Consider the following 14,888-nt stretch of genomic DNA (forward strand, 5'->3'; position numbering starts at 1 on the left):
TACGACGCTGCGCGGGCCTCCGGGGTTCCGTCCGGGTCGCGCAGGGGCCGCCCTCAGGTACGAGCGGTCTTCCTGGCCGCCTTCTGCGGCTTCCGCGGCCGCGGGCGGACGACCAGGACCGGGCACGGCGCGTAGTGCTGCACCCGCTGCGCGGTGCTGCCGACGAGCACGCTCTCGCTGATCCCCCGGCCGCCGGAGGCGACGACCACCAGCCCGGCGTCGTACTGCTTGGCCGCCTTGATGATCTCGTTGGCCGGCGAACCGGACCGCACCCGCTTGTGCACCTTCGGCCCCCACCCGTCGAACTCCGCGGCGACGGTCTCGACGGCGCTCTCGGCCGCGGCGCGGAAGGACTGCGTGTCCCAGGACGCCCGCTGCTTGCTGTCGGAGAGCTCGTCGGCGAAGGCGACAGCGGCCAACGGACGGACGACGGCCACGACCGACACGTCGGTGATCCGTGCCGGGTCCGCGAAGGACTTGAGGTGCCGCGCGGCGGCCAGGGACTGCTTGGACCCGTCGGTGGCGACGATGACGTGCATCAGTGGTTCCCCAACCTGTCGGAGGAATCGGTCGAGCCGGGGGACCCGGCGGACCTGGACCTGGACCTGGTGCCGAAGGCGAGCTCCACCACGTACAGCACACCACCCACGGCGAGCAGCGCCGCGCACCAGAGCAGCGACGCCGGGTCGTCGTCGATGACGTAGTAGAGGATCGCGAGGTTGCCGAGCAGGCCCAGCACGAGCAGCGGGGTGTTGGCGCGGAACGCGCGCTCGTCCTCGTCGCGGCCGCGCAGCTTCAGGCAGGTCCCGATGACGAGCGCGTAGATCGCGAGGAGGAAGACCACCGTCACGAGGGCCAGTCGGTTGACGAGGTCGAGGTTGCCGCCGGCCTCGAGGACGAGCGTGCCGGTGACGAGCAGGGCGCCGACGACCAGGCCGCTGAAGAGCAGGCCGAACCACGGGCTGCGCCGGGTCGGGTGCACCTTGGCGAAGACCCCAGGGACCACGTCCTCGCGGGCCATGCCGTAGAGGATGCGCGGCTGCGTGACGAGGGTGACCAGCGTGGTGTTGGTGATCGCGACCAGGGCGATGATCGTGAAGACGGTCGTCATGACGTCGGTGGAGAACGGCAGGATGCCCTGCTTCACGACCTCGAGCAGGGCCACGTCGGAGCCGGCGAGCTGGTCGGTCGGCACGGTCAGCGCCGCCGCCATCGAGACCAGCACGTAGACGACGCCGGCCACGAGCATGCCGCCGATCAGCGATCGCGGGAACGACGTGTACGGGTCGATGGTCTCCTCGGCCACGTTGGCGGTGTTCTCGAAGCCCGTCATGGCGAAGAAGGAAAGCGCGACCCCGGCGAGGATCGCCAGCGCAGGGTTGCCCGCGACGCTGATGTCGGTGAGCGTCCCGAAGTCGGCGTCACCCTGGGCGACGAAGTAGATCGCGATCCCGATCACGATGAGCAACCCGCTGAGCTCGACGAAGGTCATCAGCATGTTCATCACCACCGACTCGGTGATGCCGATGTAGTTGACGAGCACGAGGACGGCGACGAAGACCAGCGACACCAGCAACGCCGGCGGCGCGGCCCACAGCTCGCTGAAGTACGACGCGAAGCCGGCCGCGAGCGAGCCGCTGGCGGCGAAGCTGGCCGAGAGGAACGAGACGGTCACCAGGAAGGTGAGCGCCCGGTTGCCGAAGGCCTTCTGGACGTACAGCGAGGACCCCGCGGCTTGGGGGTACTTCGTCACGAGCTCCGCGTAGGCCGAACCGGTGATCGCCGCGACGGAGACGCCCACGGCGAACGCCAACCAGAACGCCCCGCCCACGGCGGCGGCGACCAGGCCGATGAGCACGTAGATCCCCGAGCCCAGCACGTCGCCGAGCGTGTAGAAGAAGAGCTGCCCGCCGGTGATGGACCTCTTGAGGCCACCGTCCTCACCGGCCACGTCGTCGTCGACGGTCGAAGGGCTGTGGACCACGACTGAGCCTCGAATCGCGAAGGGTGTGGGCATCCGACCTCACTCCCTCGCCCGCGGGTTGTCAACGGTTGCGGGCGGACACGCTGCCCGTCGGCTGTGGAGGACGGGTTGACGTCGTCACGAAAGAGTCGTTTTCTGGTCGTAGGGAAGCAAACGGACGCAAACGCATGGTTCAGCATCGGACCAGCACAGAAACGGCTCTCGGGATGGACGACCTCACGCGCGGCTCGACCGGCCGGTGCCTCCTCGTCGAGGTGATCGCCAGCGCAGCGCTGGTCGGGCTGTGGGCGCTCGCCGCGCCGGCCGCCGGCGCTGTCGTCCCGGCTCGGAGCGCCGCGTTCGACGCCGTGCTGGTCGGCGGCTGTGCCGTCGCCGCGCTCGTCGCGGGCACCTGGCTGTGGCTGGTGACGACCGTCGTGGTCGGCGAGGCCCTCTCCGGTCGCGCTGACCGGGCCGCCGGGCACGGCGTGCGCTGGGTGCGCGGCGTGCCGCGAGTGCTCCGCGCGGCGGTGCTCGCCGCCTGCGGCGTCGCGCTCGTCGTCCCGGTCGGTGCCGCGTCCGCTGCCGAACCGTCGCACCCCTCGCAGGCGCTGCACGGGTTGCCGATGCCCGACCGGGCCATGTCGACCTCGGCCTGGGGTGCCGCGGTGCTCCGGTCGGCTGCCGCCCCGGCGGACCCCGACGACGCCGCACCGGAGCGCGCCGGGCGCACCCACGTCGTACGCACCGGCGACACGCTGTGGTCCCTCGCCGCGGCCGACCTCTCCCCCGCCGCGGACGCAGCTGACGTGACGCGTCGCTGGCACCGCCTCCACCAGCTCAACCGGGCCGTCATCGGGGACGACCCGGACCTCATCCACCCCGGCCAGCGGCTGCACCTGCCGCCCGCCGCGCACCGAGGAGACCAGTCATGACCGCTTCGACGACCGACGACCGCCGCGAGAACGTCCTCACCTTCCCGCGCCCCGTCCTCCCTGCCACCGTCCAGGGCACCCTCGCCCTCGACCTCAGCCCCCGCCTGGACCCGCCGCCCGCGCACGGGCGCGAGAGCAGCGGCACGGCCGGGGTGAGCCCGGTGGACCTGCGGCGCCGACGCGCCCTCGAGCAGTGGTCGCGGCGCTTCGCCCAGGCCGCGGTCGAGATCGTCGGCGGCGACCGGCCGATCACCCAGCTGCTGCGCTGGACCTCACCGGAGGTCTACGCCGACCTCGAGCGCCGCGCCTGCCTCGTCGCCCGCGCCGGCGCCCACCGTCCCGGCCTCGGCCGGGTCCAGCCGGTGCGCCCGAAGGTGCTCAGCGTGCACAGCTGCTTCGTCACCGCGGATGCCGTCGAGACCAGCATCCACGTGCGGTACGGCGCGCGGTCCCGCGCCGTCGCCGCCCGCTTCGAGGAGCGCCCCGCCAAGGACGGCCCGCTCCGCTGGGTCTGCACCGCACTCGACTTTGCGTGACGGCCAGGTCGAGACCCAGCGACGGGCGCGCGGCGGTCGTTCGACCAACGCAGAACGCCGGCCCGGTCCCGAGGGACCGAGCCGGCGTTCCGGGGCTGAGGGAGGTCAGCCGTTGACGCGGGCGGCGTGGCCGGTGGGGCCGCCGGGAGCGCCGTGGCACTGCTTGAACTTCTTGCCCGAGCCGCAGGGGCAGCGGTCGTTGCGACCGGTGCCGGCGAACTCGTCCTCCTCCTGCTCGACGCGGGTGGCCACCTCGGCCTCGCCGTCGACGGTGGGGGCGGAGTAGGCCAGCTGCTGCGGCCGCGACGGGGCGTCGAGGCCCTTGGCGCGGATCTGCGGCGCCTGCTCGGCCGCAGCGCCGCCGGCGCCCTGGCCGACCGGCGACTGCAGGCCCTCGGCGACCGACAGCGTCGGCGCCGGCTCCTCCTCGACCTGGACCTCGAGGTTGAAGAGGAAGCCGACGGCCTCCTCCTTGATGCCGTCCATCATCGCGGCGAACATGTCGAAGCCCTCGCGCTGGTACTCCACGAGCGGGTCGCGCTGGGAGTAGGCCCGCAGGTAGATGCCCTCGCGCAGGTAGTCCATCTCGTAGAGGTGCTCGCGCCACTTGCGGTCGAGGACCGAGAGGAGCACGCGCCGCTCGAGCTCGCGCATGACCTCCGCGCCGTTCTCCTGCTCGCGACGGTCGTACGCCGCGTGCGCGTCCTCGCGGAGCACCTTGACCAGGTCGTCGCGGTCGAGCACGGCCTTGCCACCGGCGTCGGCGACGAGCTTCTCGTGGTCGACCGAGATCGGCCACAGCTGACCGAGGTCGGTCCACAGCTGCTCGAGGTCCCACTCCTCGGCGAAATCGGCGAGCGACCCGGCGACGTACCCCTCGATCACGTCGTCGATGAAGGTGCGGATCTGCTGCTGCAGGTCGGCGCCCTCGAGGACCTCGCGGCGCTCGGTGTAGATCACCTTGCGCTGGCGGTCCATGACGTCGTCGTACTTGAGGACGTTCTTGCGGGACTCGAAGTTCTGCGACTCGACCTGGCCCTGGGCGTTGGCGATCGCGTTCGTGACCCGCTTGTTCTCGATCGGGACGTCGTCGGGGATCTTGAGGACCTGGAGCACCCGGTCGACCCACTCGGACTTGAACAGCCGCATCAGCTCGTCCTGCAGCGACAGGTAGAACCGGGACTCGCCCGGGTCGCCCTGACGGCCGGAACGACCGCGCAGCTGGTTGTCGATGCGGCGCGACTCGTGGCGCTCGGTGCCGATGACGTAGAGGCCGCCGAGCTCCTTGACCTCGTCGTGCTCGGTGGCGACCTGGCGCTTGATCCGCTCGACGGTCTCGGGCCAGGCGGCGTCGTACTCGTCCGCGGTCTCCCCGGCCGGCTCCAGCCCGCGCTTGCGCAGCTCGGCGTCGGCGAGGAACTCCACCGAGCCACCGAGCATGATGTCGGTGCCTCGACCGGCCATGTTGGTGGCGACGGTGACGGCGCCCTTGTGACCGGCCATCGCGACGATCTTCGCCTCGTCGGCGTGGACCTTCGCGTTCAGCACGGTGTGCGGGATGCCGCGGCGCTTGAGCTTGCCGGAGAGGTGCTCGGACTTCTCGACCGAGACGGTGCCGACCAGGATCGGCTGGCCCAAGGCGTGCCGCTCGGCGATGTCCTCGACGACGGCGTCGTACTTCGCCTCCTCGGTGCGGTAGACGAGGTCGGGCTGGTCGATGCGGGCCATCGGCTTGTTGGTCGGGATCGGGACCACGCCGAGCTTGTAGATCTTGTCGAACTCGCTGGCCTCGGTCATCGCCGTGCCGGTCATGCCGGAGAGCTTGTCGTAGAGGCGGAAGTAGTTCTGGAGCGTGACGGTCGCGAGCGTCTGGTACTCCTCGCGGACCTCGACGCCCTCCTTCGCCTCGATCGCCTGGTGCAGGCCGTCGTTGTAGCGGCGACCGGCGAGCATGCGGCCGGTGTGCTCGTCGACGATGAGCACCTCGCCGTCCTGCACGACGTACTCCTTGTCGCGCCGGAAGAGCTCCTTGGCCTTCACGCAGTTGTTCATGAAGGAGATGAGCGAGGTGTTGACCGACTCGTAGAGGTTGTCGATCCCGAGGTGGTCCTCCACCTTGGTGATGCCCGGCTCGAGCACGGAGATGGTGCGCTTCTTCTCGTCGACCTCGTAGTCGACGTCCTTCTCGAGCTTGCGCGCGATCTTCGCGAACTCGGCGTACCACTTGACCTCGTCCTGGGTCGGACCGCTGATGATCAGCGGGGTCCGCGCCTCGTCGATGAGGATCGAGTCGACCTCGTCGACGACGGCGAAGTTGTGGCCGCGCTGGACGCAGTCCTCCAGGGCGGAGGCCATGTTGTCGCGCAGGTAGTCGAAGCCGAGCTCGTTGTTGGTGCCGTAGGTGATGTCGCAGCCGTACGCCTCGCGGCGCTCGGCCGGGCGCATCTCCGGCAGGATCACCCCGGTCGTCAGCCCGAGGAAGTGGTGGATGCGGCCCATCATCTCGGACTGGTACTTGGCCAGGTAGTCGTTGACGGTGACGACGTGGACGCCCTTGCCCGACAGGGCGTTGAGGTACGACGGCAGGGTCGCGACCAGGGTCTTGCCCTCACCGGTCTTCATCTCGGCGATGTTGCCGAGGTGCAGCGCCGCGCCACCCATGATCTGGACGTCGTAGTGGCGCTGCCCGATCACGCGCTTGGCGGCCTCGCGGACGGTCGCGAACGCCTCCGGCATCAGGTCGTCGAGCGACTCACCGTTCTCGTGGCGCTGCTTCAGCTCGCCGGTCATCGCCTGCAGCTGCTCGTCGGTCATCGCGACGAAGTCGTCCTCGATGGCGTTGACGGCCTTGGCGATGGTCTCCAGCTGGCGCAGGATCTTGCCCTCGCCGATGCGGAGGAGCTTGTCGAGGATCACGGGCACGGGGGTACAACTCCTAAGCGGTGGGAAGCCGAACGGGCGGCGCCGCAACTCTACCCACGGGGTCGAGGCCTCCCTAACCGGAACGCAGCAACCGGGCCAGCGCCTCGGCGAGGTCCCCCCGCGGCTCCACGACCACCGGGTCGTCGGCGTCCAGGCCCAGCCAACCGGCCAGCCGGCGGAGCTCGACCACCAGCTCCGGCGCCGTCTCCGGCGGCGCGTCGGGCTCGGCGTACGCGCCCTTGACCAGGAGCCGGCGGGCCGCGCGGTCGGCCTTGAGGTCGACGCGCCCCACCAGCCGGTCCCCCAGCAGGAACGGCAGCACGTAGTAGCCGTGCACCCGCTTCTCGGCCGGCACGTAGATCTCGATGCGGTAGCGGAACCCGAAGATCCGCTCGGTGCGCTCGCGCTCCCACACCACCGGGTCGAACGGGCTCAGCAGCGCCCGGGCGTCGACGCGGCGGGGGCGGCGCGCGTCGCGGTGGAGGTACGCCGGGCGGTCCCATCCCTCGACCCGCGCCGGGAGCAGCTCGCCGGCCTCCACCAGCTCCGCGACGGCGCGCCGGGTCTCCTCGACGCCCATCCGGTAGTAGTCGCGCAGGCAGGGCGCCGTGGCCACGCCGTGCGACCTGGCCGCCCGCCGCACCAGCTCGCGCGCGGCCTCCTGCGGCGTCGGGGTCGGCGCGTCGAGGACCGCGGCGGGCAGCACCCGCTCGGGCACGTCGTACACCGGCTCGAACGACGGCGTCCGCGCCGCGATCGCCAGCTCACCGGTCATGAACAGCTGGTCGAGCGCCTTGCGGGCCGCCGACCAGTTCCAGCCCCAGTGCTCCTTGCTCCGCGGCGCCTCGTCGCCGAGCACCGGCTCGAGCGCCCGCGCGGTGCTGGCACCTCGCGCCCGCACCTCCGCGAGCACCTGCGCCACCAGGTCCTCGGGCACGTCGCGCCACCACTTGCCCCGCAGCGCGCGGTACTCGTCCATCCGGTGCTGCATGTGCGGCCACAGCTCCACCGGCATGAAGGCCTGCACGTGCGCCCAGTACTCCACCACCCGCCGCGGCCGCCGCTCGGCCGCCTGCTGCAGCAGCCCGACGTCGTAGGGCCCCATCCGCGAGTAGAGCGGCATCCGGTGCGCCCGCTCGAGCACGTTGACCGAGTCGACCTGCAGCACGCCGGTGCGCTCGAGGGTCCGGCTGAAGGTCCGCATCGTCGGCGTCGTGTGCCGTGGGTCCAGGAACCCCTGCGCCGCCAACGCCACCCGGCGGGCCTGCGGGCGGGAGAGGTGCTCGGTCACGGGGCCGAGGCTAGAGGTGCCGCCCGACGGACGGGAACCACGACCGGGACGCCGCGCGGGTCGGGGCCGGAGGCGGCCGCCGGAGGGCCGGGGGCGCCCCGGCGAACGTCAAGGCGACCCCGACGGCCTGGAGGAGCGAAGCGGGGGAAGGCCCCTCGGGAGCAACTGAGCCAGGCGGCCCCGGACCGCGGGCGGACACCGCAGGACACGGCCCGAACTCCGGCGTACCCGCAGCCCGGCGCCGCAGTTCGTCTCACCGGGTCTCGACTGCCGGTCGCGACCTCGTTCCTCGGACGGACTACGGCAGGTCGAGCAGCTTCTCCTTGACGGCATACATGACGGCTTCCATCCGGGAGTGCAGCTGGAGCTTCTCCAGGATGTTGCGGACGTGGTTCTTGACGGTGTTCTCGGAGATGAACAGCTGCTTGGCGATCTCGCGGTTGTTCATGCCCTTGGCGACGAGCCGCAGCACCTCGAGCTCGCGCTCGGTGAGGCGCAGGCCGGGGACGTGCTCGCGCTCGGGGCGCGACATCTGCTTGAACTCGTCGATCAGCTTGACCGCCATCGACGGGCTGATGAGGGACTGGCCGTCGGCGACGACGCGGACGGCCTGGGCGACCTCCTCGATCGAGGAGTCCTTGAGCAGGTAGCCGGAGGCGCCGGACTTGACCGCCTCGTAGAGGTCGGCCTCCTCGTCGGAGACCGTCAGCATGATGATCTTCGCCGACGGCACGGCCTCCTTGATGGCCCGGCAGGCCTCGATGCCGGTGCGCTTGGGCATCCGGATGTCGAGGAGGACCACGTCGGGGGCGGTGGTGGCGGCCAGGTTGGTGCCCTCGATGCCGTCGCCGGCCTCGCCGACGACCTCGATGCCCTCCTCGACGGTGAGCAGCATCGTCAGCCCCCGTCGGAAGAGCTCCTGGTCGTCGACCACCAGCACCCGGATCGGCTCGACAGCCCCGGGAGCTGCGGCCGTGCTCTGTTCCGCCACCGGGGCATCATGGCACGGGCGAGCCGGTCCGGGAACGCGTTCGGGGGGTGGACGCCTGGCCCGGACGGACACGGACACGACGACGGGGTGACCCGTTCGGGCCACCCCGTCGTACGCCGTGTGGTGTCGCGGCCCCGCGGGCCGCTGCGTGCTGCTCCTCGGGTCTACTCCTCCGGGCCGAGGTCCAGTGAGATCACGCCGTAGTCGTAGCCGCGGCGCCGGTAGACCACCGAGGGCCGCTCGCTCTCCTTGTCGACGAACAGGTAGAAGTCGTGCCCGACCAGCTCCATCTCGTAGAGCGCCTGGTCGAGCGTCATCGGGCTGGCGGGGTGGGTCTTCTCGCGGACGACGAGCGGGCCGTCGCCCATGACGGCGATCGGGCCGACCTTGCGCTCGAGGGACTCCTCGGGCTCGGGCTCCTCCGCGGCGGGGATGGCGAGCGCGTCGACGTCGGCGAGCGCCTGGCCGACCGAGACGGGGGTCTTCTGGCCGCGGTGCACGCGGCGGCGGTCGGCCGCGCGGCGCATCTGGGCGGCCATCTTGTCCAGGGCGAGGTCGAGGGCACCCATCTTCTCGTCGGCCGCCGCCTCCGCACGGACGACCGGGCCCTTGGAGAAGGCGGTCAGCTCGACGCGGACGGCCTTGTCGTGCTGGCGGGGATTGGGCTCGCAGTCCACCTCCACGTGCACCCGCATGATGCGGTGGTCGTGCTTCTCGAGTCGGGACAGCTTCTCCGCGGCGTGCTCACGGAACCGCTCGGACAGCTCGCAGTGGCGACCTGTGACGACAACTTCCATGTCTACCTCCTGGTGACAGTTGGTTGCTTCAGCCCTCTCGCGCGGCCTCCTGTGGGCAGCGCGACATGCACGCCGGGAGGTGCGCCACCGAGGATGCACCGGGCGTGTCACGAGTGGGAGGAGTCCGTCCGGCCGACCTGGTCTTCGACCCCACAACCGCCTGCTGGGGCTTCCGCAGCTTCTCCGCCACTACCGGCCCTCTCCCGCCGTCGGCCACATCTGGTGGCCGGGGCGAGGCAGGTCTTACCTCTAAGCCGCACCGTGATCGACGGACCCGGGCGGACCCGGGTCGCGTCTTACGTGGACCGTTTCGCCTGCGACTGGCATCGGCTAGCCGACCGGCCCGGGCCCTCGTCGGGACCCGCACCGAGACGGTGCAACCACGGACCCGGACGGACTCCATACACAGACGTTAGTCCGTGACCCAAGTCACCGGTAGGGGGGCCACCACCCATCTGGTCACCCACCCGTCGACGCGCCCTCCGGACCGACAGGATGGCGGCGTCGGGTCGCCGCGACGGCGGCGATCGCAGCCACGTGCAGGCCGACCGCCTCGAGGGCACGCTGGGCCTCGCGGGCGGTCGCGCCGGTGGTCAGCACGTCGTCGCAGACCACCACCGACGCGTACGCACGCCGCCGGCGCAGCCGTCGCAGGCCGGCGTCGGCGCAGGCCATCGAGCCGGCGAGGTTGGCGGACCTGGCGATGGCGTCGAGGCCGGCCTGGTCGACGACGCCGGGCCGCGTCCGCAGGAGCCGGGCGGCCACGGCGTCCACCCCGTCGGCGCGCAGCCGGGCGGCGGCGCCCGCGGTGACGGCGTACGTCGGGTCGTGGCCGCGGGCGCGGACGGTCGCGGGCCGCGACGGCACCGGCACCAGCACGACCGGTCCGACCGGCACCTGGGCGACGACGGCCGCCGAGGCCGCGGTCGCGAGCAGCCCGGCGAGCGGGCCGCGGAGGCCGAGCAGCCGGCGCTCCTTCAGGCCCAGCACCAGGCTGCGCACCACGCCGTCGTACGCCGCCGCGGCCCACGGCTCGACCAGGCCGGCCGGCGTCGGGGTCGGCCACGCCGGCCGCGCCCGGTCGGGCAGCCCGGCCCGGCACGCCTCGCACAGCACGCGGCCGGGCCGCTCGCACCCGGCGCACCGGCCGCCGAGCAGCAGGTCGGCCGCGGCGTCGAGCACCCCGGCCGTCCTCATGCGGGGAGCCTCGCCGCCGCGCCGGCTCCGGGCAACCGGGCCGGCCCGTGCCTGTGGAGGAGCGGTCAGCCGACGTACTGCACGGACCCGGCGCCCTCGGGGAGGTCGACCATGTCGCGGGTCGGCGAGGAGGCGTCGACGAGGCCGGTGCGGGTGACCGCCCACAGGGTGTCGTCGGGGACGGGGGTGCCGGCGAGGGCGACGTAGCGCCCGCGCAGCGTCGTGGCGGAGTACTCCGCGCCCGCCGGAGCGCCGTCGACCGAGAGCGTGCGCACCTCGAAGAGCTCGTCGGCCAGCCGGTGCAGCACGGCGACCGAGGTGGGGCTGCGCCAGGCGAGGTCGCGGATGCGGACCTCCTCGCCGCCCTCCCAGGTCAGGCGTCGGGAGGCCGAGGCGGACAGCAGCCGGTTCTGCGCGTAGCGGACCCGGCTGACCCGCACCTGGTCGCCGGAGGAGGTCCGCACGACCGCGACGACGCGTGACCCGTCGCGCGAGACGAGGAACGAGCGGACGTCGGAGCCACTGATCCCGGGCACCCGCACGGCGACCGGGTCCTCGTCGCCGACGACGGTCGAGACGCGGGCTCCGGACGGCGTCCGGTCGACGAGCCACAGCCGGCCGCTGACGTCCCACGCCGGCGGCAGGAGGTCCGTCGCGCCGCTGACCACCGGGACCGTCGTCTCCTCGGCGCCACGCAGCGGACCGCGCAGCACGGTGGTGCCGCTTTCCGACACGGCCGCGACCGTCGTGGCCGAGACGTCGACGGCGAACGAGCGGATCCCGGCCTCGGCCGAGCCGAACGGGCCGTCGGTCGGCTGGAGCGCGTCGGGCGTCCCGGCGAGGAGCTCACCACCGCGCAGCGCGTAGACCCGGGCGGTCGTCGGGTAGCCGGCCGGGTCGTAGCGAGCGCCCTCGTCGACGCCGAACTCGGTCACGCCACCGGGCAGCTGCACCGGCCGCCCGTCGATCGACACCCGGAAGCGCTCGATCGTCGGCACCTGCCGCAGCGTCCAGGCCAGCTGCGCGACGATCAGCCGCACCGCCTCGTCCGTGGGGGCGGGCGCCGAGCCGGAGGCGTCGATGGCGATGTCGACGACGTCGCCGACCGGCACCGACAGCTCCACCGTCGAGCCCGCCGGCAGGAACGTCGTCGCCACCCGCGACAGCTGGGGTCCCGGCCCGCCGAGCAGGGCGGAGACCAGGTTGCTGACCAGCTGGTCCCCCCGCGGCACGAACGCCGGCTCCGGCACGAGCACGCGCGCGTTCGGGTCGAAGTAGTAGAGCGTCACCCGCTGGTACCGCTGCTCGAACCACGACTGCGGCACCACCAGGGCGTCGGGCGCGGAGGCGATGCGGTTCTGCCCGTCGACCAGCTCGACGGGGAACGTGAGGGTCTCGTCGTACGTCGGCAGCGGGCCGCGCCACCGGCCGGTGCCGTCGAGGCGCTCGGCGCCGACGAGCGTGACCGTCACGCGGGAGCTGCCGCGCGGGGCCAGGAAGTCGTCGTAGGTGATGATCCCGTCCTTGGGGCTCCACGACTCGCGGAACTCCGGCGTCAGGTACTGCCGCGCCGCGGACGTGGTGATCGGGAACGCCGTCATCGCGTCGAGGAACCGGTCGACGACCTCCGCCGAGGAGGCGCCGTCGGGCGGGGGCGGCGGGTCGAAGTAGTACTGACCGCCCTCCTGCGCGTCGCCGCTGCCGCTGCCGGTCTCGATGACGGGCCCGTCCTCGGGCAGCGAGACGCAGCCGGCCAGGGCGAGGACCATCGCCACGACGACGCCGAGGGCCGCGGCGGTCGGGCGTCGGCGGGTCACGGGGTCACTCCAGCCAGGCGCTCGCGGGCGTCGGCGGGCACGAGCGGCAGCGGGCTCTGCCGCAGCGGCGTGCCGGCGCGGCGCGGCAGGGTCAGGCGGAACTGCGCGCCCTCGTCGACCCGGCCCCACGCCTGGAGCCAGCCGCCGTGGAGGTGGGTGTCCTCCAGCGAGATCGACAGGCCCAGGCCGGTGCCCCCGCTGGTGCGGGCGCGGGCCGGGTCGGCGCGCCAGAACCGGTTGAAGACGAGCGCCGACTCCCCCGGCGCCAGCCCGACGCCGTAGTCCCGCACGGCGACGGCGGCCGCGTGGTCGTCGCCCGCGACGTGGACGACGACGCGCGACCGGCCGCGCTCCGGCGAACCCGCGTGGTCGATGGCGTTGGTGACCAGGTTGCGCACGATGCGCTCCACGCGGCGCACGTCGGCCTCCGCGAGGCACGGCTGCGGCGGCGCGCTGACCTCGAGGGTCACCCCGCGCTGCTCGGCCAGGGCGCGGTTGCGCTCGACGACCCGGTGGGCGACGTCGACGAGGTTGACGTCGTCGAGGTCGAGCACCGCGGCGCCGGCGTCGAACCGGCTGATCTCCAGCAGGTCGACCAGGAGCGTCTCGAAGCGGTCGAGCTCGGTCTGCAGCAGCTCGGCGGCGCGGGCGGTGACCGGGTCGAAGTCGCCGCGGGCGTCGTGCAGCACGTCGCCGGCCATCCGCACGGTGGTGAGCGGGGTGCGCAGCTCGTGGGAGACGTCGGAGACGAACCGGCGCTGGACCCGGCTGAGCTCCTCGAGCTGGCGGATCTGGCGCTGGAGGTTGCTCGCCATCTGGTTGAACGACAGCGCCAGCCGCGCGAGGTCGTCCTCGCCGGAGACGCGCATCCGCTCCTGGAGCCGGCCCGCGGCCAGGCGCTCGGCTACCCGGCGTGCCATGCCGATCGGCGTGACGACCTGGCGGGTCACCAGCCAGGTGAGGCCCGCGACGAGGACGAGCAGGAGGCCGCCGGCGGTGAGCAACGCCCGGGTCACCAGCGCGAGCGTCTCCTGCTCCTCCTCCAGCGGGAAGAGGAAGTAGAGCGTCCAGGCCCGCCCGTCCGACGGGAGCCGCACCTGGGAGCCCACGACGATCCCTGGCTCCGACGAGGTCACCTGCCCGCGCTCGTCCACGGTCCGGATCGACGCGTAGGTCCAGGCGGTGTCGGCGCTCCCCGCGAAGTGGTCGACGAGCGACTGCGGCACGCTCGTCGTGTCGAGCCCCGGCGTGTAGATGCTGCCGGTCTCGGCCAGGCCCTCCTCCGAGCTGCCCGGACCGCTCAGCGCGACGTCGAAGCCGCGGGTCTCTCCCCGCGCGATGATCGGGGTGGCGAGCTCGGAGGCCTGGGTGCTCGCGTCGGTCTCGGTCCCCGGCACGGCGACGAGCCGCTCGACGGCCTCTGCGGACTCGTTGTCGGCCTCGGCGACCACCGCGTCGACGCGGTTCTCCAGCAGGCCGTCGCGGGTCTGCTGGAGCAGGAACCAGCCGACGCCGCTCACCACGACCGCGGAGAGCACCAGCGTGGAGGCGACCACGCGGGCCTGGATGGACCGGCGCCAGAACGTCAGGCCGCGCCGGACGGTGGCAGCGACGCTGCGCCGGGCCGACGGGCCGCGCTCAGCCGTTGCCGGCCTTGTACCCGACGCCACGGACGGTCACCACGATCTCGGGGTTCTCGGGGTCGTGCTCGACCTTGGAGCGCAACCGCTGGACGTGCACGTTGACCAGCCGGGTGTCGGCGGCGTGCCGGTAGCCCCACACCTGCTCGAGCAGCACCTCGCGGCTGAACACCTGCCACGGCTTGCGCGCGAGCGCGACCAGCAGGTCGAACTCCAGCGGCGTCAGGCTGATCGGGCGACCGCCCCGGGCCACCGAGTGGCCGGCGACGTCGATGACCAGGTCGCCGATGGTCAGCGTCTCGGCCCGCGACGTCGCGTCGAGGCGGCGTACCCGGGCACGGATGCGGGCGATGAGCTCCTTGGGCTTGAACGGCTTGACCACGTAGTCGTCGGCCCCGGACTCCAGGCCCACCACGACGTCGACCGTGTCGCCCTTGGCGGTCAGCATCACGATCGGCACGCCGGACTCGCCGCGGATCTCCTTGCACACGTCGATGCCGTCCTTGCCGGGCAGCATCAGGTCGAGCAGCACGAGGTCGGGGCGGTACTCCCGGAACGCCGCCAGGGCCTGGTCGCCGCGGGTCACCATCCGGCTGTCGAAGCCCTCCTGGCGCAGGACGATGGTGAGCATCTCCGCGAGCGACGCGTCGTCGTCCACGACGAGGACGCGCCCCTTCGCGGCGAGGTCGTTCACGCTCCCGGCCTGGCTCATGGGGTCAATCCTGCCAGCCGGACGCAGCAGCCCCCGACTCCTCGGAGCCGGGGCTGCTGCGCGTGGCGCGGGCTACGCGCCGAGGCG

General features: G+C 72.6%; 12 protein-coding genes. 2 read left to right on the plus strand and 10 right to left on the minus strand.

Annotated elements, in window-relative coordinates; translation table 11 throughout:
* Positions 1–53: 53 nt before the first annotated feature.
* Together H7344_RS11480 and H7344_RS11485 are read right to left on the minus strand one after the other, a co-directional pair.
* Positions 54–539, minus strand: coding sequence for a universal stress protein (locus tag H7344_RS11480; protein WP_186346149.1), 486 nt, complete (start codon positions 537–539; stop codon positions 54–56).
* Positions 539–1,984: an APC family permease gene (locus H7344_RS11485; RefSeq protein WP_222130528.1), complete on the minus strand. Its 1,446-nt coding sequence runs from the start codon at positions 1,982–1,984 to the stop codon at positions 539–541. The genes H7344_RS11480 and H7344_RS11485 overlap by 1 nt, the downstream gene beginning before the upstream one ends.
* A 206-nt stretch (positions 1,985–2,190) precedes the next feature.
* Between H7344_RS11485 and H7344_RS11490 the strand changes: the two genes are divergently transcribed.
* Both H7344_RS11490 and H7344_RS11495 read left to right on the plus strand, forming a co-directional pair.
* Positions 2,191–2,898: a LysM peptidoglycan-binding domain-containing protein gene (locus tag H7344_RS11490; protein ID WP_186346151.1), complete on the plus strand. Its 708-nt coding sequence runs from the start codon at positions 2,191–2,193 to the stop codon at positions 2,896–2,898.
* Positions 2,895–3,434, plus strand: coding sequence for an Rv3235 family protein (locus tag H7344_RS11495; protein ID WP_186346152.1), 540 nt, complete (start codon positions 2,895–2,897; stop codon positions 3,432–3,434). Before H7344_RS11490 ends, H7344_RS11495 begins: the two co-directional genes overlap by 4 nt.
* 105 nt (positions 3,435–3,539) lie before the next feature.
* Here H7344_RS11495 and secA read toward each other — a convergent pair whose 3' ends face one another.
* From secA to mtrA, 8 genes are all read right to left on the minus strand, one after another.
* Positions 3,540–6,356, minus strand: a complete 2,817-nt coding sequence (secA, locus tag H7344_RS11500; RefSeq protein ID WP_186346153.1) for a preprotein translocase subunit SecA — start codon at positions 6,354–6,356, stop codon at positions 3,540–3,542.
* 73 nt (positions 6,357–6,429) lie between these two features.
* Complete coding sequence (locus tag H7344_RS11505; RefSeq protein WP_229707156.1) at positions 6,430–7,647, minus strand: winged helix-turn-helix domain-containing protein; 1,218 nt, start codon at positions 7,645–7,647, stop codon at positions 6,430–6,432.
* A gap of 298 nt (positions 7,648–7,945) precedes the next feature.
* Entirely contained in the window at positions 7,946–8,638 is a 693-nt protein-coding gene (locus H7344_RS11510) for a response regulator (protein ID WP_229707157.1), read from the minus strand.
* A 164-nt stretch (positions 8,639–8,802) separates the two neighbouring features.
* Positions 8,803–9,435, minus strand: a complete 633-nt coding sequence (hpf, locus tag H7344_RS11515; RefSeq protein ID WP_186346154.1) for a ribosome hibernation-promoting factor, HPF/YfiA family — start codon at positions 9,433–9,435, stop codon at positions 8,803–8,805.
* A 459-nt stretch (positions 9,436–9,894) separates the two neighbouring features.
* Entirely contained in the window at positions 9,895–10,632 is a 738-nt protein-coding gene (locus H7344_RS11520; RefSeq protein ID WP_186346155.1) for a ComF family protein, read from the minus strand.
* Between the two features lie 65 nt (positions 10,633–10,697).
* Positions 10,698–12,449 (minus strand): LpqB family beta-propeller domain-containing protein, encoded by a 1,752-nt coding sequence (locus H7344_RS11525; protein WP_186346156.1) that lies wholly within the window; start codon positions 12,447–12,449, stop codon positions 10,698–10,700.
* Positions 12,446–14,119 carry an MtrAB system histidine kinase MtrB gene (mtrB, locus tag H7344_RS11530; protein WP_186346157.1) on the minus strand — a complete coding sequence of 558 codons (1,674 nt, stop codon included), beginning with the start codon at positions 14,117–14,119 and terminating at the stop codon, positions 12,446–12,448. The genes H7344_RS11525 and mtrB overlap by 4 nt, the downstream gene beginning before the upstream one ends.
* A complete protein-coding gene (gene mtrA, locus H7344_RS11535) occupies positions 14,088–14,801 on the minus strand; it encodes an MtrAB system response regulator MtrA (RefSeq protein ID WP_186346158.1) in 714 nt (237 codons plus the stop codon). Before mtrA ends, mtrB begins: the two co-directional genes overlap by 32 nt.
* Positions 14,802–14,888 lie beyond the last annotated feature (87 nt).

Source organism: Nocardioides deserti, assembly GCF_014266025.1.
GTDB lineage: Bacteria > Actinomycetota > Actinomycetes > Propionibacteriales > Nocardioidaceae > Nocardioides > Nocardioides deserti.